Below are 20541 nucleotides of genomic sequence, written 5' to 3'. Positions count from 1 at the left end.
GTGTCGTTTAACTACGACGTCGCCTGCCCCGAAGTGTCAATTGTTGCACCGCACCAAGGCAGCGATAGTGAGAGCACGCCCGCCGCACAGCAGCGGGGGAGACGCCACCCAAGCGGGTGCAGACCGCGAACACTACCGGAGGATGCAACATGACAGGACTGCTCGACGACATCAAAGCCATGGCGCAGCTACGCGAGGCCCAGGGCGGCAAGTGGGAAGCCATCAAACCCGAGTACGCCGCGCGTATGCGCTCTCAAAACCGTTTTCATACCGGCCTCGACATCGCCCGCTACACCGCCGGCATCATGCGTGCGGACATGGCCGCCTATGATGGCGATCACGCTCAGTACACCCAGTCATTGGGCTGCTGGCACGGTTTTATTGGCCAACAGAAGATGATCGCCATCAAGAAGCACTTCGGCACCACGAAACGAAGCTACCTTTACCTGTCTGGCTGGATGGTCGCCGCCCTGCGCTCGGAATTCGGCCCCCTGCCCGACCAGTCCATGCACGAAAAAACTTCCGTAGCGGCACTGATAGAAGAGCTCTACACGTTTTTGAAACAGGCCGATGCCTGGGAGCTCAACCACCTGTTTCGTAAGCTCGACGACGCCCAACAGGCCGGTGATCAACGCCTTGTCCAAGAGCTGACACAAAAAATCGACGGCTTCGAGACACACATCGTGCCGATCATTGCCGATATCGATGCGGGCTTTGGCAACGCCGAGGCCACCTACCTACTCGCGAAGAAGTTCATTTTGGCCGGGGCGTGCTGCATCCAGCTCGAAAACCAGGTCTCCGACGAGAAGCAGTGCGGCCATCAGGACGGCAAGGTCACCGTGCCTCACGAGGACTTTTTGGCCAAGATCAACGCCGTTCGCTACGCGTTTTTGGAACTCGGCGTGGACGACGGCGTGATCGTTGCGCGCACCGACTCCCTCGGCGCCGGGCTTACCCAGAAGATTGCCGTGACGCACACCCCGGGGGACCTGGGTGATCAGTACAACAGCTTTTTGGATGGCGAGCCGGTCGAAAGCGCCGACGATATCCACAATGGAGACGTGGTCATCAAGCAAAACGGCAAGCTGGTCCGGCCCAAGCGCCTCGCTTCCGGCCTCTACCAGTTCAAGCCCGGAAGCGGCGAGGAGCGCGTCATACTCGACTGCATCACCAGTTTGCAAAACGGCGCCGATCTTCTCTGGATCGAAACCGAAAAACCCCACGTGGGCCAGATCGCCAGCATGGTCAACCGCATTCGCGAGGTGGTGCCGGATGCCAAGCTCGTTTACAACAACTCGCCGTCGTTCAACTGGACACTCAACTTCCGCCAGCAGGTCTTCGATGCCTGGGAAAAAGAGGGCAAGGATGTATCGGCGTACGTGCGCGACCAGCTGATGAACGCCGAATTCGATGCCACCGAATTGGGCCAGCTTGCCGACGAATGGACGCGCAACTTCCAGCGCGACGCCGCCAGGGAAGCGCACGTCTTCCACCACCTGATCACCCTGCCCACCTACCACACGGCGGCCCTTTCCACCGACAACCTGGCAAAAGGCTACTTTGGCGAGGAAGGCATGCTCGCCTACGTGGCCGGCGTTCAGCGACAGGAAATCCGCCAGGGTATTGCCACCGTCAGGCATCAGGACATGGCCGGCTCCAACATCGGCGACGACCACAAGGAGTTCTTCCACGGCGATGCCGCACTAAAAGCCGGCGGGAAGGACAACACCATGAACCAGTTCTAGCCACTGGCTAGCATCGACCATGAAGAACCCGCGCCGAGGCCCCGCCTCGGCGCACCTGTATGGACCAACCAAGTGTTAGCCCCTTATATATCTCTTGTACAAAAAGCGTACTTTCACTACATTCTGAGCGGGCCAACTTGCTTCATAAAGCCTGCTTACCGGTAGAAAGAATATAAAGCGAGCGCGCGGTACTTATTTGCTGCACATTGCTTACTCGATACACCTTTCTGCCTAATAAAAGTGATCTTTTTTAAGCGAGACTGGTCAAACCCCTTAACTTTGTTTATCTTTTAAAAAACACTGTTTGATAACCGTGACGCACCTGACAGCCGTCTTGAACGCTAGACCCGTGCTGACAGACCCGCGCCAATAGATTTGGAGGTTTTATGAAACGCATTTTACCCGTTGCTCTTCTTGGTCTCGTAACACTTGCAGGTTGCGCCAATACGGCCCCCTATTCCGGAAACGTTTACCGTGGAAGCCAGGCACAAACCGCTCAAAGTGTCACCTACGGAACCATCACTTCGATTCAGCCGGCCAAAATTCAGGCTGAAAGCCGCGCTGGGGGCTTGTTAGGTACTGCCGGGGGCGCCGTTGTCGGCGGCTTACTAGGAAGCCAGGTAGGTGGCGGTGGCGGACGCCGCTTGGCAACCGCTGCAGGTGCCATAGGTGGTTCGGTTGCGGGCAGCAAGATCGAGGAAGGGTCGAACCTCATTAATGCTTATGAAATAGAAGTTCAGACTGACAGTGGCGATATCAGGTCTGTCGTTCAAAGCGCAGATCAACAATTTCAAGCTGGTCAGCGCGTTCGCCTTCTCGGCAATGGGGGTAATTTGAGAGTAGCGCCCTACTAAATCATCTTCCAAGCCCCTGCCATAAAAAATGCCCGGCCAATCGGCCGGGCATTTTTGCGTTTGGCAAAGCGTCGAACGCCTTTAGTGCGAAAGGCTGCTTGCCCAGTTGGCCAGCTTGACGACGACCAGCCCGATCAGCGCCAGCAAAATGGCGACCAGCAGGATTTCGACCGGGTTCACCAGCGCCGTGGCACCCAGCACCGCCAGCGCCACAATCCACACGTAGCGGCTTTCACCGCGGCTTTTCAGGGCGCTGGGCAAGAGCTTATCGAGCCCTTCGCTAACGCCGCTTTCCCAACGCTGGTGAGCGAAGTAAGCGATTAAAACAAAAGCGATAATCCACAAAAACAGAATGGTCATGACGGCTCCGGTAAGCGATAGGAGAATGGACGAGTGGAAAAAAGGTGAGCTTAGAGTATCGCTCGGCCCTTTTTCACGCAACATCCCGCAGGGTCCATAACCGTGAAAAACCCGTTGTAGCCCCCTGACAAGCAGGCTCACACACGTTACCATTATAGGTACATGCACTCACCGAAAGGTTTTCAAATGCAAATTGCGCAGAACTCGGTTGTCGCGTTTCACTACACCCTGACCAACGATGCAGGTGAAGTGCTAGACAGTTCAGAAGGCCGCGAGCCGCTTACCTATCTGCACGGCGCTGGCAACATCATCCCGGGCCTGGAAAAAGAGCTCGAAGGCCGTAACGAAGGCGAAAAGCTGAACGTCAAGGTAACCCCGGAAGAAGGTTACGGTGAAGTTCAGGACCAGCTGATGCAGGAAGTGCCGCGGGATGCGTTCCAGGGCGTTGAAAGCGTCGAGCCCGGCATGCAGTTCCAGGCACAGACCGAAGGCGGCCCGCTGATGGTCACCGTCAAGCAGGTCGAAGGCGATACGGTCGTTGTCGATGGCAACCATCCGCTGGCCGGCCAGCACCTGAACTTCGACGTTGAAATCTCCAGCGTTCGTGAAGCAAGCGCAGAAGAAGCCGAGCACGGCCACGTGCACGGCGAAGGCGGCGTAGAGCACTAAACACGCTCTGCTTGCACGCTATCGAAAAGGGCGGCCCACGGGCCGCCCTTTTTTACGTTGGTACATGCAGGCGCTGGCAAGTGATCGGTTTTAGGTCTCCGGGATCAGTACCAGCTGGCCATGGCGCACGCTGCGTGAAGAAGTCACCTCGTCGGCGAAGTGCTGTAGCGCCCGGCCCTCGCCTTTCAAAAGAGCCACTTCCAGGCAGCTCTCTGCATTGATGTGCACGTGCAGGGTAGAGAGCGTCAAATCGTGATGATCGTGCGAGTGGCGGGTCAGCCGCCGGGAGAGCTCGCGGGCGCCGTGATCAAAGACGTAAACGAGTGCCCCCATACATACTTTATCGAGCTCGGTGGGGGTCTGCGCTTGGTTGAGCCCGCTACGCGTTAAATCACGTATTGCCTCGGAGCGGTTTTGGTAGCCGCGGGCACGCATCAGCGCGTCCACTTCCTTGATCAGCTCATCGTCCAGGGTCACCGTTACCCGCTGCATAATCGCCTCTTTATGAATCGCCCGCGCGCCGCTCGAACCGCCAAAGGCCTAGCGCGATGAAAAACGTAACCCCGAGCAGCAGCCACGACCCCACCGCGATGCCTTGCCACTGCGACCAGCGCCAGAAAGGCTCGAGCCAGAACCCGCCGACGCTGGCGCCCAGATAGTAGAACACCAGATAAAGCGCCGAGGCGCTGCCCCGCGCCCCTTGAGCGTAGCGCCCCACCCAGCTCGAGGCGAGGGAATGACAGAGAAAAAAACCGAAGGCGTTGATCGCAAGGCCCAGAATGATCAGCGAAAGCGAGCTTGCCAGGGTGACGCCGGTGCCCAACGCCAAAATGACGATACCCGCGCACATACAGCGCGCAGGCGAGAAGCGCTGCGCCAACCCTCCGGACACCGTCGAGCCCAGCGTGCCGCCCAGGTAGGTCAAAAAGATCAGCCCGAGCGCCCCGGCGGCGAGCTGATACGGCGTGGCCGCCAGGCGAAAGGTGATATAGCTGTACTGATTGATGAAGACCAGAAAATTGATGCCGCCCAGGCAGTACGCCCCCAAAAGCGCCGGTGTCTTGAGGTGGCCTTTAAGGTCGCGCACCGCTTGGCGCAGCCGGAACGCCTTGGGCACGAACGCCTGGCTTTGCGGCAATAGCCGCCAGAAGAGTACACAGCCCAGAAGCGTTATCACCCCCACGACCAAAAACGCCGCCGAGGGCCCGCCCATGGAGGCGGCAAAGCCGCCCACCACGCGTCCACTGATTCCGCCCAGCGAGTTGGCGCCAATATAGAGCCCCACGGCGCTTAAAAGCGCGGGCTTGTCGAACTCGTCGCCCATCCAGGCGATCGCCACGGCGGGCAGCCCGCCCAGCACGAAACCCTGCAAGAGCCGCAGCAGCAATAGCGTTTCGAAATTGGGGGCAATGGCCAATGAAACGGTCAGCACCCCGGCGATCACCAGCGTAATGCGCATGATCGCCTCGCGGCCGATCGCATCCGACAACGGGCCGAATACCAGAAGCGAAAAGGCGAGCGACAGCGTCGCGAAGGACATCAAAAGGCTCACGCCCAGGGTGGAAACCCCGTAGGCGTCTCTTAACCCCGGCAAAAGCGGCTGGGGAACGTAGAGATTGATAAAGACGAGAAACGAGCCCAAACAGAGTGCGGCGGTGGCGCGCCACCAGGCGCGGGTTTTGGCCTCGATCATGGCGCATCCATTGGTAAGCGGCGCTCGCCGGGGCAGGCCTCGCTAAGCCGGCCGGCCCAAGGAGCGGTTAAAAACGACCGAGCTGAGCAACGTGAGTGGGTTCCAGCGCCCGGCGCGACTGCCAATAGTGGCGCTGCCAGTAGCGGTTGCTCATGCTCGAAATAATGACCCCTTGCGAGGAAGAGGCGTGCATGAAGTAGCCATCACCCATGTAGATGCCCACATGGTTGTAGGGGCCCGGGGGCCGGAAGAAGACCAGATCGCCCGCCTGTAGTTCCTGGCGGTCGATCAAGCGTCCCTCATGTACTTGATCGGTGGTGGAGCGGGGAAGCTCCAGATTGAACGTGTCGCGGAAGATGTTTCGAACGAACCCGGAGCAGTCCACCCCTCGCTGCGTCGTGCCGCCAATCCGGTAGGGGGTGCCGGACCACCGCTGATGCTGGGCGAGCAGTGCTTCCTTGATCATCATAGGTGGCGGGGTCTGAAAACTGCGCATTTGGGTAAGGGTATTATCGACCGGGGACATTTGCGGGCTAACGCCCTTTTTCAATCCCGGTAGCGTCATTGCGAAATAATCTTCGGGGGGCTCCATATTCTGGGAACTTGCACACCCGGCCAAAAAGGAAAAAATCACGCAAACGCCCATGACTCGGGCAGCTGTCACAGCCAAGTGTGGCACCGAAACCATGCAAACAACCCCTTAATGTTATTAACCGAAACCAGGCTTTTTTTCTAGCCGACGACTATAAGCTAATTACCCTGGGTTTGGCGAGCCTCAATGTAGTATCTAATGATCTACCGCAAGGCAAGCGCTGCCGCTCTCGCGAACGCAGTAAAAACTGCAAGCGTTGAAAAGAAAGCGCTTCCTCTATTTAGGATATCGGTCTGTGAGTAGCGCGAAAGACCCATCATGCGAGCCGGTGATCGAGGCTTTTGAGCGCGTGCTGGAGAACCCGGCAACCGTTTGCCGCCTGGGTCGGGGTAATGCTTTCTTCCGGGCAGTGGCTTCTTCCTTCAAGGCAAGGAACGAACAGCATGCCCATGGGGGCGATGCTTGCCATATAGACCGCATCGTGCCCTGCGCCGCTGGTCACGCTCATAGAGGTTAAGCCAACCGCCTGGACGGCCTCCTGAATACTCGCGCGAACGAAATCGCTACAGGGTGTGGGCAGGCCCTCACTCAGCCGGGTCGCGATAATTTCTAGTCCTCGCGTTTGGGCCTCGCGCCGGGCTTTCTCGAGAACCGGCGCGAAGAAGTTTTCAAGCAGGAGCGCATCGTTGCTCCGTACTTCCAATACCATCTCGGCGCGTTCGGCAATCGCGTTGGCCGCATTGGGAAAGACCTCGAGGCGCCCAACCGTCGCCACGAGATAGTGCTCGCCGCCACTTTCGTCAAACGCCGCCGTCTGGATCGCCTTGATCAACCCTGCGGCCTCGGCCAGCGCGTCCCGGCGCAGCGCCATCGGCGTAGTGCCAGCATGATCGGCTTGGCCCAACACCTGGATATCGAAACGCTGAATACCGACGATATCGCTGACCACGCCGATCGGCACCTCGCTCTCTTCCAGCACGCGGCCCTGCTCGATATGAAGCTCTAAAAAAGCGGCGATATCCCCTTGCCGGCGTAAAGGCGTATTTAGGGCCTCCGGGGTACCCCCTACCCGGCGAATGGCGTCGCCCAGACGCTCGCCGCCGGGCTCGCTAAAATCGAGCATATCCGCCGTCAATGCGCCGGTCATTGCGCGGCTACCGACACAGGAGATACCGTATTCGCTCGGCTCTTCGGAGAGAAAGTCGATGACCTCGACATCGCGGCGTAGCCGAGTGCCGGCCTCGGTCAGGCTCTGCATCGCCTCGAGCCCCGCCAGAACGCCCAGGATGCCATCATAACGCCCCCCGCCCGGTACCGTATCGGTATGACTTCCAATCACTAGCGGGGCGAGCGACGGGTCGCGTCCGGCCAGTCGACCGATCAGGTTACCCGCTTCGTCCAGCCGCGTTATAAGCCCGGCGTCGCGCATCCTGGCGTCGAGCCACTCGCGCCCGGCTTGGTAACGGCTGGTAAAGGCGCGTCGGGTCCAGGGGCGGGCCGGGTCGGTGATCGTCGATAAGCTTTCGAGGTTGTGCCAAAGACGATCTGCGTTGATGCTCATACGGCTCCTTTTTCATCCGCCATCCACGCGCCCAGCGCATCGAAAAAGTACAGACACTCGCTTAGCTGACTGATCTCGACGTACTCGTCGGGCTTGTGGGCCTGTTGAATGGAGCCCGGACCGATAATGACCGAAGGAATACCGCCGTCGATTTCGAATACACCGCCTTCGGAGCCGTAGGACACCTTGCCACCGCGCGGCGGCAAAATCGCCTCCAGTCTCTTGAAGAGCTCGCTTTCGGTGGCGTCCCCCATGGCCGGGTACGAGAACCGCTCCTGCCACTCGATAGTGGCCGAAGGCGCAATACGGTGCATGTCGGGAAGCAGCGTGCTTTCCACGTCGTCGATTAGCGCCTGTAGATCACTCCAAGCTGCTTGCTGGTCGATACTGCGCAGTTCGAAAACGAACTCGCAGGTATCCGGTGTTACGTTCGTGGCCACGCCGCCGCTTACCAGGGTAGCCAGGGTCGTGGCGTGGGGGACACTAAAGTCATGATCGAACGGGCCTTCACGCTCGTAGCGCCGCGAGCGCTCGCCGATCATGGCGATAATGCGCGCAGCAACTTCCACGGCGTTGACATGCTGCGGCGCGAAGGAGGAGTGACCGCCCTCCCCGCGCACAGTGACCTGCATGGCAATCTTGCCTTTCTGCCCGTTGATCAGTCGCATTTCACTGGGCTCGCCAATAATCGCCAGGCCCGGCGGAACCTCTAGCGCGGCCAGGTGTTTGGCAATCGCCGGCGCGCCTAGACAGCCCACCTCCTCGTCGTAGGAGAAACAGAAGTAAAAAGGTCGTGTGAGCGGTCCTTTCAAAAGCGTGGAAGCGGCGGCCATCACGCAGGCCGCAAAGCCTTTCATGTCGCAGCTGCCACGCCCATAAAGGCGATCGCCGCGCTGCTCCAGGTTAAACGGCGCGCTCGTCCAGCGCTCGGCTGCGGCGGGTACGACATCGGTGTGGCCGGAAAGCACGATGCCCGGCACGTCCCTGGGGCCGATCGAGGCGACCAGGTTCGCTTTTTCGCAGCTTGCGGCATGCAACACCGTGGTATCCAGGCCCAACTCGTCGAAATAGCGCTTCATGTGCTCAATGATGGCGAGATTGGAGTGGGCACTGGTCGTGTCAAAGCCAATCAGGTCCTCGAGATGACCGATAGCGCAGGCAAGGCCTGGATGGTTCTGACGCTGGTCACAGGCAGACATAGCACCGAATCCTTGATGGTTGATAGAGGCCACGATTAAGTCCTGGCTTTTTTGAACTGCTGACGGATCGTGATCACGACGACGAAAACCGATAGCGCCGCGAACAGCCAAGTGATGGGCGACGACAACAGCACGCTCGGGGCACCACGGGAGATTGCAAGGGCGCGGCGCAAGTTCTCCTCAAGCATCGGCCCCAGAATAAAGGCGATGAGAAACGGTGCGGCAGGGATGGCCAGCAGATACATGAAGAAGCCGAAAATACCCATGGCCAGCAGCACGATGACATCGTACATATTATTGGAGATCGAGAAGATCCCGAACAGGCAAAGTGTCAAAACGATCGGCGTCATCAAGCCCGGCGGGATACGCGAGATATGCGAGAAAAAGCGCATGGTCGCCTTACCCGCGCCAAACAGCAAAAACGACGAGAACAGCATACCAATGAACAGCATGTAGACTTCGTTGAGATTGTTCTCGAACAGCATCGGCCCAGGTGTCATACCGTGGATCATGAACGCCCCCAACATGACGCCAGTAATGACATCGCCGGGTACACCGAGGGCCAGCAGCGGAATCATCGTCGAGCCGCAGCAGCCGTTATTGGCAGATTCCGAGGCGGCGATACCTTCGACTTCGCCCTTGCCAAAGTTTTCCCGGTTTTTAGAGCTACGCTGGGCCTCCCCGTAGGATGAGAACGCCGCCGCGGAAGGTCCAATACCGGGAATTGCCCCCATCACGACGCCAATCATGCTGCCCTTTAGCATGGCCTTGAGTGAACGGCGAAGCTCGGCCCGCGTTACTCGGTTATCGCCCAGCTGCATCGGCTTGTGCGTTTCGGTATTACGAAACACCACCAGCTTCAAAAGCTCCGGAATCGCAAACAGCCCGATAAGCACCGGCGCGACGGCCAAACCGCCCTGCATATCGACGGTCATTGCAAAACGAAAGGAGCCGTACATATCTTCGCCTACGGTGGCGAGCAAAAGCCCCAAACAAGCCGAAACGAGCCCAAGCAGCAGCGAGCGCCCCGACACTCCGGCCACGGTGGTCAGGGCAAACACCATTAGCATGGCGTACTCGGGCGGGCCGATGCGCAGCGCCAGCAAAGCCAACGGCGCGGCAATGAAAATCAGCGAAATATTTGAGATAAAATCGCCCACGCAGGATGAGTAGAGCGCCATGTTAAGCGCTTTACCCGCCTTCCCTTGGCGCGCCAGCGGATAGCCATCCAGCGTCGTGCAGGCGGCGGAGGCCGTTCCCGGGGTTTTAATCAGAATCGCCGACACCGACCCGCCATAGGTCGAGCCCTTGTAAAGCGCTACCAGCAGTAAAATGCTGGGAATGGGCTGCATATAAAACGTGAAGGGTAGCGCCAGCGTTACTGCCATCGTCCCGGTCATTCCCGGAATCGCGCCGATGATGACGCCGCCCCAGATACCGGCGGCCATGATCAGAAAATTCTCGAGCGTTGCAACTGCCTGGAAAGCAATCAGCAGGTCATTAAGCATACCAGGGTCCCCTAATGCGCGGTGCTCACAAGCCGAGCGATCTGAGCAGAGAGCCAGCAGGAAAGCGCGTGTTGAGCGCGCTGGAGAAAAACAGATAAAGCAGCAGTGGCAGCACCACGGCAACGCCAAGCGAGATCCAGGCGCGCCGCCAGTAGCCGGTCAAAACGAGCATCGCCGCCAACAATAAAATACTGGCGATCAAAAAGCCCACCAGCCCAACGGCGAGAACGAAGAGCGTAAAAGCCACCAGTACACAGGCGAAACGCAGCAAAAGCGTGCCAAGCGGCGCGCCCTGGCGAATCTCGCTGGCCCCCTCCGGGTCTGGGTCGGCTATCGCCTCGGTTTTACGCGAGAGCGAAAACCCCAGTAACAGCAACCCAAAAATAGCGCCCAGGGTCGCGACCGTTCGCGGCCACATATCCGGCGGCGGTGCAAACCCGGGTATGAAATTGGGACGGGGTACGTAGGCCGGTATCAAGACCAATACCACGACTGCAAACAGCGCTGTAATCGCTACACCACGCGCAATACCCATACCCCCTCCCCCTACTGACAGTTTCATGGACCCGGTGAACGGCATCGAATACCGATCAGTCCAGGTAGCCAAATTCCTGAGCAAGGCCGCGATAAAATTCGTACTGCTCTTCGGCGTAAGTCGCCATGTCGGCGCTACCAATCGTGGAGATCGAACCACGGTCTTCGGCACGACTCAGCCAGCTCTCGCTTTCAGCTACGCCCTCGAGCACCTCTTCCCAGGTCGTTATCACCTCATCCGGCAGGTCAGGCGGGCCATACAACGCGCTCCAACCAATGACCTGCCCCGCCCGCTCGTAGCCAAGCTCTTGAGCGGTGGGCACATCGGGCAGTGCTTCCATACGCTCGGGCGAGTAAACCATCAAGGGACGCATGTCGCCGCTTTCGATGTGCGGCATCAAGGAGCCGGCGGCAATCGCAAGAAAGTCCACGTGCCCGCCCAAAAGCGCGGTAGCAAGCGCACCGCCGCCCCGGAAAGGCACCAGGGTGGCAGCGGTTAGCGGGTCCATCCCTGCGTCGGCAAGCAGTGCCTGAACGGTGAAACCGTCGATTGCCGTCGCTCCCGAGGCGGCATAAGCCATTGCGCCCGGATCGCTCTCGATACCCTCAAGTAGCTCATCGACACTCTCGTAGGGCGAGTCTTCGGCCACCGCCAAAATCATTGGCGTGGCTTCGAGTTGGCTTAAAAAGGTGTATTCATCCCAGTCGACGCTGCTATTGGCGTTGACCGCCGGCGATAGCGCCATACCGACCCGTGCCAGCAACAGCGTGTAGCCATCCGGGTCCGCCTGCGTCACGTTACGCGCGCCGGTCATGCCGCCGGCCCCGGACTGGTTGGTCACGGTGATGGGCTCGCCAAGAAACGGCCGAGCGGCTTCAGCAAAGGCACGCCCAGCGAGATCCGAGGCGCCACCGGGGCCATAGGGGACGACCAGGGTGACCGCTTCCGACGGGTAGCTTTGGGCATGGGCCGTACACGTTACCGCCAGGCTCAGCGCGGTGAGGGTCAAGATACGTTTCATTCCTGTCTCCAACGTTGTTATTGCTTATATTTATTGACGTAGCGCTTGCCTACGCCACCACGACGCTAAAAGTATAGGCCTCTATGAAAATAATTACAAAAAACTCATTCAGTATGCAAATATGTACTACTCATACAGCATAATTGCATGCCCAAACGGCGCCAAAGGTGCCGGTCAAAGTGATTCTGAACCGCTAAACACCGGGTGCAGTGACTAGCGCTGCGCTCGACAGATACGGCACGAGATATGAAAATCAAAGAGATAGAAGCGTTCGATGCTTTCATGAAGCACGGCACGACAAAGGCTGCCGCCGAAGCACTGGCAATCAGCCAATCCATGGTGAGCAGGCTACTGACGGGGCTCGAGGAGGAAGTAGGCTTTACGCTTTTCAAGCGAACGCGTAACCAGATAGAACCCACGCCAGAAGCGTTCGCCTTTCACGCCTCGGCGCGGCGATTGATCTCGAGCATACGCGACACACAAAAGGACGCCGAGGCGATCGCCAACAACCAGGTGGGCAACGTGGTAATCGCCGCCCAGCCGATTTTTTGCGACACCTTTTTGCTCGATGTCATCAAGCGCTTCAAAAAGCGCCATCCCAAGGTAGGAGTGCGTCTAGTCGACGTTGGGATGCAGGAGTTGCTCAAGATGATCGACAACAACACCTGCGATATAGCGCTGGGTATTACCCTGGAAGCGGATACCTATGGCGCCAGCGTTACCAGCCTGGCGCGCTGCTCGGCACGCTGCATCATGCACCGACAACATCCGCTAACGGCGCTGGACGAAGTGCCCATTGCCAAACTACGCAACCAGACCTTTGTGGAGCTGATGCCGGATAGCCCGCTGCGCTCGCGGGTCGACTACATCATGCAGACGATCGATATAAAAAGAGATATTGCGGCGGAAATCCGCCCCATGCGGGGCGTGTGCGCGCTGGTCGACCGCAACGTAGGGCTGGCGGTTGTGGACCCGATAGCGGAGCTTCTACTGGCAGGCACCAACATTGTTTCAAAGCCGATCACCCCCAGTATCGAGTGGGAAATAGCGCTACTCAAATCCAAGCGACGCCCGCTCAGCACCGTCTCGGCCGCCTTTTACGATGAAATATGCCAGGAAATCGACACCCTCATCGATATGGGTATTCTCCAAAAAAGACGATGAGCATGAGCCCGTGAAAAGCGGCGGCGCTTTTTACGCCTCAATGCAGTATCCGTTGATCCCCGGGTAGGGTGTCGATATGCAGCGGGGCGAAGTGGCGCGGTTTGGTGCCGGGGAAGTCCAGGCTCGTCCAGGGGCCGGCCAGAATCGGTGCGCCGCTCAGCCAGGCGGTTAGGGCCTGGCGGAAGCCGGCCAGAAACTCCTCGCGCTCGGGCGTTTCGCCCATGAAAAAGGAAAATCCGGCGTACATGCCCGCCGCGTACTCCTGCCAACCGGCATAGTGTGCGTCGGCCAGTTGGTAGGCGCGGTCCAGCACGCGGTTGAACGCCTCCCGCTCCAGCCAGCCAAGCTGGCGCGCGGCAATCGCCAGGTCCATCAACTGGGCGATGTCCCAGGCCGCCATGTCCACATCGTTGCAGCCATCCTCGTTGTCACGCACCCGGCGAAGGCGAAGCAGATGGTGGCGCTCTTCCTCCACGCAGTCGCCGGACTCCAGAATGGCGATTTCGCTGGCCAGCCGCCCGGGGTTGAGCGTGTAGGGGGCGTAGTTGATCTGATACTCCTGACGGTCGCCGGATTCGAGCATGAAGTTCAGAAAATCCTGCATGTCGGCGGCGCTGGCCAAGTGGTAGTGACTGTCCACCCACTCGCGAATCGAGGCCTGTTCGCGCTCGCTTTCGGGCTGGGGGTCGCTCCACACGGCGCTATTGAGCGGACCGACCAGCGCCATGGCGGTAAAGTGGCTGATGCTGGGCCGCTCGCCGGGCTCCTGCCAAGCGCCGGGCTGCCAGTCAAGCCAGTAGAAGAGGCTGCCCGGGTCTTCCAGGTGCCAGGCGATTTCGCCGATCAACGAGTCGTGTTCGGGCTCGGGCAGGCAGCTCTCCCAGGCAAACCAGGCCTCCAGCAAGCGCCGCGGGGAGGTATAAAAGCGACACAGGCAGCTTTTCAAGGCGCTGGCGTAGTTCAAAAGCGCTGACTGCTCGAACAAGCGGCTATCAAACGCCATGTGCAGATAAAAGGCGAACTTTTCGGCCATGTGAACCGTGGCGGCGTGGCGGCTCACGCCCTTGAGGCTTTGCAATTGGCGGACCTCATCGGCGCCGGGCTGGCCAAAGGGGGTGCGTTTGGGCGGCATCACACCGTGTACCGCGTCGGCGGCCAGCTGATTGAGGTGATGCGCCTGGGCCGGCAGCCAGTAACGGGCCAGCGCCCCCGCCCCTTCGTCGGCGTGAAGACCGAGCGCGTCCTGCAAATAGACCGCCGCATCGGCGCGGCGCTTTTCGCCCATAAAGGCGCCGGGGTCGAACTGGCGCAGCATCGCATCGGGTTCGCGAACGCTTGCAAGCGCCAGCAGCCAGTGGTGGTCGGTCGAGCGCCACGCCTTGATACGCGCCCGCGAACCTGACAGCACCGCCGGGTCCAAAAGCGCGCCGGGCTTCATGTCCCAGGGGCTACAAGAGGCCTCCAGCAGCAGCGTATGCTGGGCACTGGGCGTCATCGCGCGCCGGTCGATGCCTTCGAACAGGCTCTGCCCACGGCGGTAGGCGGCCAAAAGCGCCGACCAGTCGGCGTAGCGCTGGGTGATCAGATCAGCACCGTGGGCGGCAATATCATCGGCTTCCTGCTGACTCAAAAGCCCGCTGCACGCCCCCGCCCAGGCAAGCTCGACCATACGCAGCCAGTCCCAGGCGGCCCACTCGAGCGGCTCGTTTTGACTAACGAACCGATCGAGCACCGGTGCGTAGGCAAACTCGTCCTGGGCGCCACGCTGCCACTCCAGCCGCTGGGCGGCGTCCATGCCCGGCAGCTCCCGCGCCTCGATATCCCAACGCTGGCGGTCGCCCTGGGCGCTGAGCCACAACGCCACGCCCAGAAGCTGGTCGCGGTCGTTGACCTGCCAGATTTGCGCAAGCCACTGGCGCGCCTCGGGCCAGTCCCCCGGCGTTGCCGGGTAGCACATGACCGGATGAAACAGCGCGCCCAGCCGCCAGGGCCGGGCGTTGGGGGTATCCGGCCAAAGGGGGGTCGGCGGCGGTGTCTCGGCAAGTGCCCGCTCGAAGGTGGGCCAGCTCACAGCGCTGGCCTCGCTCTCCCATTGGGTCAGGGTTTGGCACGCTTCCAAAAAGCGCTCTTGAACCTCGGCGGGCGCACTTTCGCCCACGGCCTGGCGCAGGTCGCGCAGCCAGCTGCGCAGGTCACGATACTTCGCGGCGATGCGGCGCATCACGTGGTGTGCCCAGCTCACCGCCTGTTCAGACGAGACCCAGCCGGCGGCGCCGGCGAGCGCGCTCCACTCGAGCGCACCCAGCAGCTGGTGCGGGTGCGCATCGAACGCCCCCAGCCCATGCAAAAACTTTTCGACCAGCTCCCCCCGATGGGTAATGCCCAATGCCTGCAGGCGCTGTTCGGCGTTTGCGCTATCCATCGCTAAAGGGTGTGACAGGAACGCCCAATCGCACAGCACAAGCTGTTGGGACCACCAGGAAGTTAATGCTTCGGCCAAAAGACACCTCGAAAACGACACTCGGCAACGCGCCAGAAAAAGCGCCCTAGTGTAACGGAAACTCCCGGCAAGGCCGATAGCGCGCTTGGCAATTAACCAAAAACACCGCCCCGAAGAGGACTCCGGGGCGGTGTTTAAAAACGTAGTGCCGGCTTAGTGGGTAAACCGTTTGCCTTTAATGCTTAGGCAGCCAGCGTTTAGGCGCTTCGCACCTTGCTGATGATCCACAAAAGCACCACGGCACCGACGGTCGCCGTCACCAGCGAGCCAATGAAGCCCCCGGCGGACAGGCCCAGAAGGCTAAACAGGAAACCGCCGATCACCGCACCCACGATACCGACCCCGATATTGGCGATAATGCCGAAGCCGCCGCCGCGCATAATGTTGCCAGCGATCCAGCCAGCCAGACCACCGATAATAAGCCATGCTAAAAAGCCCATAATTCCTCCTTGGTTTTTTCACTTATACGCAGGTTTTACCTACCGTGCGCGCTTGTCCTAACATAGCACACAGCGCTAAGGTTCTGCCTGGTTTATGTGCGCCGTCACCACCCCATAAGCGCCCCCGCCAACGCGATACGCTGACCCAATTGAGGAAACCCCATGATCCCAGACTCGCTCAACGCCCTTATCTCCAATGTGGCCGATCAGGCACAGACCACCTGGCAAGGCCGCGAGGTGGTCATTTTCAACATGGCGTGGGGGGAAATGGTCATCAGCCTGCAGGGTGGCCAAGTGCTGCATTTCAAGCCCCATAACGACACGCCCTGGCTTTGGGTGACGCCCACCCCCGCGCCGCTGCCCGCCACCATTCGCGGCGGCATACCGCTTTGCTGGCCCTGGTTTGCCGACGAGCGCTACGCCGATGAAAGCCCTAATCACGATGGCCCGTTCCATGGCCTGGCCCGCCAGGCCCAGTGGCGACTGGACGCCGTGGACGAGCACGCCGAAGGTATCGAGGTCCACCTCTCCCCGGCCGAGCGTCTGCACGGTCTGCTGACCGCCCGCGTGGTCGTTCAAGCCAACGCCCAGCGTCTGAACGTGGAGCTCATCAGCGAGAACATCGGCGAAACGCCGGTGAAAATCAGCGGTGCGCTGCATACGTATCTGGGCGTGGCGAACACCCACCAGTGTCGCCTGGAAGGCCTGGCCGGGGCCCGCTATCTGGACAAGCTCAAGGATTTCGCCGAAGCCGAACAACAGGGCGTGCTGGCCGTTCAAGGCGCGGTCGACCGTATCTATCACACCAACGAAGCGGTAACCCTCAGTGATGGCGAGCGCACCCTGCGCGTTGCCAAACAGTCCAGCGACTCCACCGTGGTGTGGCACCCAGGCGATGTGCTACCCGCCGACACCCCGGCAAAAGCCGCCTACCGCTTCGTGTGTGTCGAAGCCGCCAACACCCGGCTCGACCCGGTGTGGCTGGTTCCCGGCGCCCAGCACCTGCTCGGCACGACGATCAGCCGCGGTTAATCGCTGGTTAATGAACGCTTTGCTATGCTGTAGCGCTACCCGCCGAACCCTTTGCCCAAGGAATGCCCAGCATGCCCCAGCCGTTAAGTCGGGAGCTCAATAATTTACTCGAACGCGGTCGCGACCGGCAGCTAAGGCTTGCCGTGACCGGGCTTTCCCAGGCGGGCAAGACGGCGTTTTTAACCTCGCTGGTCAACCAACTGCGCCATGCCGGGCTCGATGCCCGCCTCGATTTACTACCTGCCGCCCGCGAAGGGCGGCTTTTAGGCGCCATGCGGCTCAACCAGCCGGATCTGGGCGTACCCCGCTTTCCTTATGACCCGGGCATGGCGGCGCTTTCCGAGACACCGCCGCGCTGGCCCGCGCCGACCCGCGGCATTAGCGAACTTCGCCTGGAGCTTCGCTTCAAACCGGCGCAAAGTGGCTGGTTCACGCCGGAAACCGCCAGGCTCACGCTGGATCTTTTCGACTACCCCGGCGAGTGGCTTTTGGATCTGCCGCTTTTGCAGCACGACTTTTACAGCTGGTGTCAGGCGCAGTCACACCACCAGGGCCCGCATCGCCGGGCGCTATTTACCGAATGGCTCGAGGCGGTCGAACAGCTCGACCCCGCCGCCGAGGTCGACGAGAGCACACTGGCAAGCCTGTCCCAGGCCTACGCCGAAGGGCTAAAGCGCGCCAAGCAAGCGGGCTTTTCGGATCTTCAGCCCGGGCGGTTTTTGCTGCCCGGCGAGCTCGAGGACGCACCGGTGTTGCAGTTCTTCCCCCTGCCGGACTTGGCGCAGCCCCAGGAAATGCTCGAAGCGCTGCCGGAACAGAGCCTTTACGCGACGCTGGCCGCGCGCTTTCGCTACTACCAGCAGCAGGTGGTGCGGCCCTTCTACCGCGACCACTTCCGCCGTTTCGATCGCCAGATCGTACTGGTCGACGTGCTCGGCGCGCTCAACGCCGGCCCTGAGCGTTTCGAGGATCTCTCCAGCGCCCTGGGCCAGCTGATGCAGAGCTTCAACTACGGCAAGCGCAGCCTGCTCACGCGGATGTTCGCCCCCAAAATCGACCGCCTGGCCATCGCTGCGACCAAGGCCGACCACGTCACCCCGAACCAGCACGCCAACGTGGTCACGTTGTTGGAGAGCCTGCTGGCGGAGCCGATCAAGGATCTGCGCTACGCCAACGTGCCGGTGAAGGCGTTGTCGCTGGCCGCGATTCGCGCCACCCAGGCCCGCGAGGTGCAGGAGAACGGCAAGCGTACCCCGGCGCTGCGCGGCACGACCCTGGATGGCGAGGAGGTGCTGCTCTACCCGGGCGATGTGCCAAGCCGCCTGCCCACGGCGGAATTCTGGCAGCGCCAGGGGTTCGACTACCCGAGTTTTCGCCCCGCGAGCCGCGACGGCGACGCCCTCGACCACATTCGGATGGACGCCGCGCTTGACTGGCTGATTGGAGACAAACTGCAATGACACCCACCGAGCCGCGCCGCCACTTCGCGCTTGACGACATACCGCCAGCGGCTGATAAACGCGTTGATGAAGCGCTCGATGAGCCCTTCGATGAAACGCTTCGCGCCCACCAGCGCTTCGACCCGGCACAGGGCGATGCGCCGCTTGCCGAAAGCGAAGCGCAGGCGCTACCCGAGGCCACCCTGGGCGCACCGCGCAAGCGCCGCTGGGGGCTGATGTTCGCGCTGGTCGGCTTTGCGGGGCTGGGGGCGGCGGAGTTCGCCACCGGCATCCCCGAGGCGATCGAAGGCTCGGCGTGGCTCAATGTCGCCTGGCAGGCCTTTGGACTGGGCCTGATTACCCTGGGCGGCGTATCGCTGGTCAAGGAGCTTGGCCGCCTCAAACGGCTCAAGCGCCACGATAAACTGCGCGAAGAGCTCGCCACACTTCCCCACTGCTCTTTCGAAAAGGCCGAGTCGCTTGCCGAAAAGCTGAGAGTGCAGCTCAAGCTCAGCGACGACGACCCCCACTGGCAGGCGTTCACGAAGGCGTGCCAGCCGCACCACAGCGGCGAAGAGATCCAGACGCTTTTGTGCTATCACCTGCTGGCGCCGCGGGATCGCAAGGCGCAGCAGCTGATTACGCGGATGTCCGGGGAGACGGCGCTGATGGTGGCGATCAGCCCGCTGACCCTGGTGGATATGGCGCTGGTCGCCTGGCGAAGCCTGGCCATGGTCGACCGGCTCTGTCGGCTTTACGGGCTGGAGCTTGGCTACGCCAGCCGCCTGCGCCTTTTTCGAAACGTCTTGCACAATATGGCCTTCGCCGGCGCCAGCGAGCTCGCCACTGACGTCAGCATGGACATGCTGTCGCTGGATTTGACCGCCCGGCTTTCGACCCGGGCGGGCCAGGGGCTGGCCACCGGCCTTTTAAGCGCACGCCTGGGGCTTCGCGCTCAGCGCCTTTGCCGCCCGCTTGCGTTCACCGTCGAAGAGCAGCCCAAACTTGCCGACCTGCGCCAGGCACTATGGCGCCAGCTCAAGCGCGCGGATAAAGAGCCCTCTTCCTAAGCGATACGGTGCTCGGTTTGCGCATCGAATAAAATCGCCCGGCCCATATCGACGCGCAGCGCCAGGCGCTGCCCCGCCGCCACCGTACACTTGGGCCCGACACGGGCGGTGACTTCCTGCTCGCCCAGCGGCAGGCGCAGCAGGATATCCGCGCCGGTCGGCTCGACCACCGCCACGTTCGCCGTCAGCAGCGTGCCCTCGGCCTGGGCGGTCAGCCGCTCGTCCTCTTCGCTGAAGTGCTCGGGGCGCAGGCCCAGAATCACCGTCTGGCCTACCCGCTCGGCAAGCTCATCCGCGTAGCGCTCCTGGGGCCAGGGGAGTACCAGGTCCTCTTCTTGAGGCGTGGCGATACGCAGCTGATAGCCACCGTTTTCGCTTTCGAGCGTTGCCTGGATGAAGTTCATCGACGGTGACCCCATGAAGCCGGCCACGAACATGTCCACCGGGTCGTTGTAGACCTCGTCCGGCGAGCCCAGCTGCAAAATGTGCCCGTCGCGCATCACCGCGATACGATCTGCCAGGGTCATCGCCTCGACCTGGTCGTGGGTCACGTACACGATGGTGGTGCCCAGGCGCTGGTGGAGCTTTTTGATCTCGGTGCGCATGTCCACGCGCAGCTTGGCGTCCAGGTTCGACAGCGGCTCGTCGAACAAATACACCTTGGGTTCGCGGGCCAGCGCCCGGCCCATCGCCACCCGCTGGCGCTGCCCGCCGGAGAGCTGAGCAGGCTTGCGCTCCAGAAGGTGCGATATCTGCAGAAGATCCGCCACTCGCTCCACCGCTTGTGCCCGCTCGGCCTTGGGCACCTTGCGCATCTCGAGGCCGAAACTTATGTTCTGGCGCACCGTCATGCTGGGGTAGAGGGCGTAGGATTGAAACACCATGGCGATATCACGCTCGGCGGGGGTGCGCGTGGTCACGTCCTCGCCATCGATGCGGATATGGCCGCTGGTGACCGGCTCCAGCCCGGCGATGGCGTTCATCAACGTCGACTTGCCGCAGCCCGACGGCCCCACCAGAATCAGAAACTGCCCGGACTCGATGGAGAGACTGACATCCTTGAGCACTCGCTCGCGACCGAACTCCTTGCGTACCTGATCAATTTCAAGCGCTGCCATAAATATCGTTCCTGTTGTGACGCTCTATTGTGAGTAATCGA

Annotated in this window: 19 protein-coding genes; 7 read left to right on the top strand and 12 right to left on the bottom strand. The window is 60.9% G+C overall.

Features of this window, described 5'->3' with window-relative positions:
* Nucleotides 1-149 precede the first annotated feature (149 nt).
* Nucleotides 150-1745 (top strand): isocitrate lyase, encoded by a 1596-nt coding sequence (locus tag ACWHVV_RS05460; RefSeq protein WP_447928447.1) that lies wholly within the window; start codon nt 150-152, stop codon nt 1743-1745.
* A gap of 386 nt (nt 1746-2131) precedes the next feature.
* Nucleotides 2132-2599: a glycine zipper 2TM domain-containing protein gene (locus ACWHVV_RS05455; RefSeq protein ID WP_447928446.1), complete on the top strand. Its 468-nt coding sequence runs from the start codon at nt 2132-2134 to the stop codon at nt 2597-2599.
* Between the two features lie 81 nt (nt 2600-2680).
* On the opposite strand, the gene ACWHVV_RS05450 is transcribed toward ACWHVV_RS05455, so the two are convergent.
* Nucleotides 2681-2959, bottom strand: coding sequence for a hypothetical protein (locus ACWHVV_RS05450; protein ID WP_447928445.1), 279 nt, complete (start codon nt 2957-2959; stop codon nt 2681-2683).
* 186 nt (nt 2960-3145) lie between these two features.
* Between ACWHVV_RS05450 and ACWHVV_RS05445 the strand changes: the two genes are divergently transcribed.
* Nucleotides 3146-3628 carry an FKBP-type peptidyl-prolyl cis-trans isomerase gene (locus ACWHVV_RS05445; protein ID WP_447528158.1) on the top strand — a complete coding sequence of 161 codons (483 nt, stop codon included), beginning with the start codon at nt 3146-3148 and terminating at the stop codon, nt 3626-3628.
* Nucleotides 3629-3718: 90 nt separating this feature from the next.
* Here the strand turns inward: ACWHVV_RS05445 and nikR are convergent, their stop codons facing one another.
* The 8 genes from nikR to ACWHVV_RS05405 all read right to left on the bottom strand — a co-directional run bounded on the left by nikR (nt 3719) and on the right by ACWHVV_RS05405 (nt 11737).
* Nucleotides 3719-4120, bottom strand: a complete 402-nt coding sequence (gene nikR, locus ACWHVV_RS05440) for a nickel-responsive transcriptional regulator NikR (RefSeq protein WP_447928444.1) — start codon at nt 4118-4120, stop codon at nt 3719-3721.
* Between the two features lie 10 nt (nt 4121-4130).
* Nucleotides 4131-5321, bottom strand: coding sequence for an MFS transporter (locus tag ACWHVV_RS05435; RefSeq protein WP_447928443.1), 1191 nt, complete (start codon nt 5319-5321; stop codon nt 4131-4133).
* Nucleotides 5322-5388: 67 nt separating this feature from the next.
* Complete coding sequence (locus ACWHVV_RS05430) at nt 5389-5913, bottom strand: C40 family peptidase (RefSeq protein ID WP_447895483.1); 525 nt, start codon at nt 5911-5913, stop codon at nt 5389-5391.
* A 316-nt stretch (nt 5914-6229) separates the two neighbouring features.
* Nucleotides 6230-7474, bottom strand: a complete 1245-nt coding sequence (locus ACWHVV_RS05425; RefSeq protein WP_447928442.1) for a hydantoinase/carbamoylase family amidase — start codon at nt 7472-7474, stop codon at nt 6230-6232.
* A complete protein-coding gene (gene argE / locus ACWHVV_RS05420; protein WP_447928441.1) occupies nt 7471-8673 on the bottom strand; it encodes an acetylornithine deacetylase in 1203 nt (400 codons plus the stop codon). Before argE ends, ACWHVV_RS05425 begins: the two co-directional genes overlap by 4 nt.
* 35 nt (nt 8674-8708) lie before the next feature.
* Nucleotides 8709-10181: a tripartite tricarboxylate transporter permease gene (locus ACWHVV_RS05415; RefSeq protein ID WP_447928440.1), complete on the bottom strand. Its 1473-nt coding sequence runs from the start codon at nt 10179-10181 to the stop codon at nt 8709-8711.
* 25 nt (nt 10182-10206) lie between these two features.
* A complete protein-coding gene (locus ACWHVV_RS05410; RefSeq protein ID WP_447928439.1) occupies nt 10207-10716 on the bottom strand; it encodes a tripartite tricarboxylate transporter TctB family protein in 510 nt (169 codons plus the stop codon).
* 55 nt (nt 10717-10771) lie between these two features.
* Nucleotides 10772-11737 (bottom strand): Bug family tripartite tricarboxylate transporter substrate binding protein, encoded by a 966-nt coding sequence (locus ACWHVV_RS05405; RefSeq protein ID WP_447928438.1) that lies wholly within the window; start codon nt 11735-11737, stop codon nt 10772-10774.
* A 246-nt stretch (nt 11738-11983) separates the two neighbouring features.
* Between ACWHVV_RS05405 and ACWHVV_RS05400 the strand changes: the two genes are divergently transcribed.
* Nucleotides 11984-12901, top strand: a complete 918-nt coding sequence (locus ACWHVV_RS05400; protein ID WP_447928437.1) for a LysR family transcriptional regulator — start codon at nt 11984-11986, stop codon at nt 12899-12901.
* 37 nt (nt 12902-12938) lie between these two features.
* Here ACWHVV_RS05400 and ACWHVV_RS05395 read toward each other — a convergent pair whose 3' ends face one another.
* Nucleotides 12939-15401, bottom strand: coding sequence for a DUF1266 domain-containing protein (locus tag ACWHVV_RS05395; RefSeq protein WP_447928436.1), 2463 nt, complete (start codon nt 15399-15401; stop codon nt 12939-12941).
* Between the two features lie 197 nt (nt 15402-15598).
* A complete protein-coding gene (locus tag ACWHVV_RS05390) occupies nt 15599-15841 on the bottom strand; it encodes a GlsB/YeaQ/YmgE family stress response membrane protein (protein WP_227388245.1) in 243 nt (80 codons plus the stop codon).
* Between the two features lie 162 nt (nt 15842-16003).
* Here ACWHVV_RS05390 and ACWHVV_RS05385 point away from each other — a divergent pair, with 162 nt between their 5' ends.
* The 3 genes from ACWHVV_RS05385 to ACWHVV_RS05375 all read left to right on the top strand — a co-directional run bounded on the left by ACWHVV_RS05385 (nt 16004) and on the right by ACWHVV_RS05375 (nt 19382).
* Nucleotides 16004-16873 carry a D-hexose-6-phosphate mutarotase gene (locus ACWHVV_RS05385; protein WP_447928435.1) on the top strand — a complete coding sequence of 290 codons (870 nt, stop codon included), beginning with the start codon at nt 16004-16006 and terminating at the stop codon, nt 16871-16873.
* A gap of 71 nt (nt 16874-16944) precedes the next feature.
* Complete coding sequence (locus ACWHVV_RS05380) at nt 16945-18333, top strand: YcjX family protein (protein WP_447928434.1); 1389 nt, start codon at nt 16945-16947, stop codon at nt 18331-18333.
* On the top strand, nt 18330-19382 hold the full coding sequence (locus ACWHVV_RS05375) for a YcjF family protein (RefSeq protein WP_447928433.1): 1053 nt from the start codon (nt 18330-18332) through the stop codon (nt 19380-19382). Before ACWHVV_RS05380 ends, ACWHVV_RS05375 begins: the two co-directional genes overlap by 4 nt.
* Here ACWHVV_RS05375 and ACWHVV_RS05370 read toward each other — a convergent pair.
* Nucleotides 19379-20500, bottom strand: a complete 1122-nt coding sequence (locus ACWHVV_RS05370; protein WP_447928432.1) for an ABC transporter ATP-binding protein — start codon at nt 20498-20500, stop codon at nt 19379-19381. The two genes, ACWHVV_RS05375 and ACWHVV_RS05370, sit on opposite strands and share 4 nt — an antisense overlap.
* Nucleotides 20501-20541: the final 41 nt, after the last annotated feature.

It is taken from the genome of Vreelandella sp. EE27, from assembly GCF_968206495.1.
Note: the sequence above shows the minus strand (reverse complement) of the source record. Positions and strands in the feature narration are given on the sequence as shown.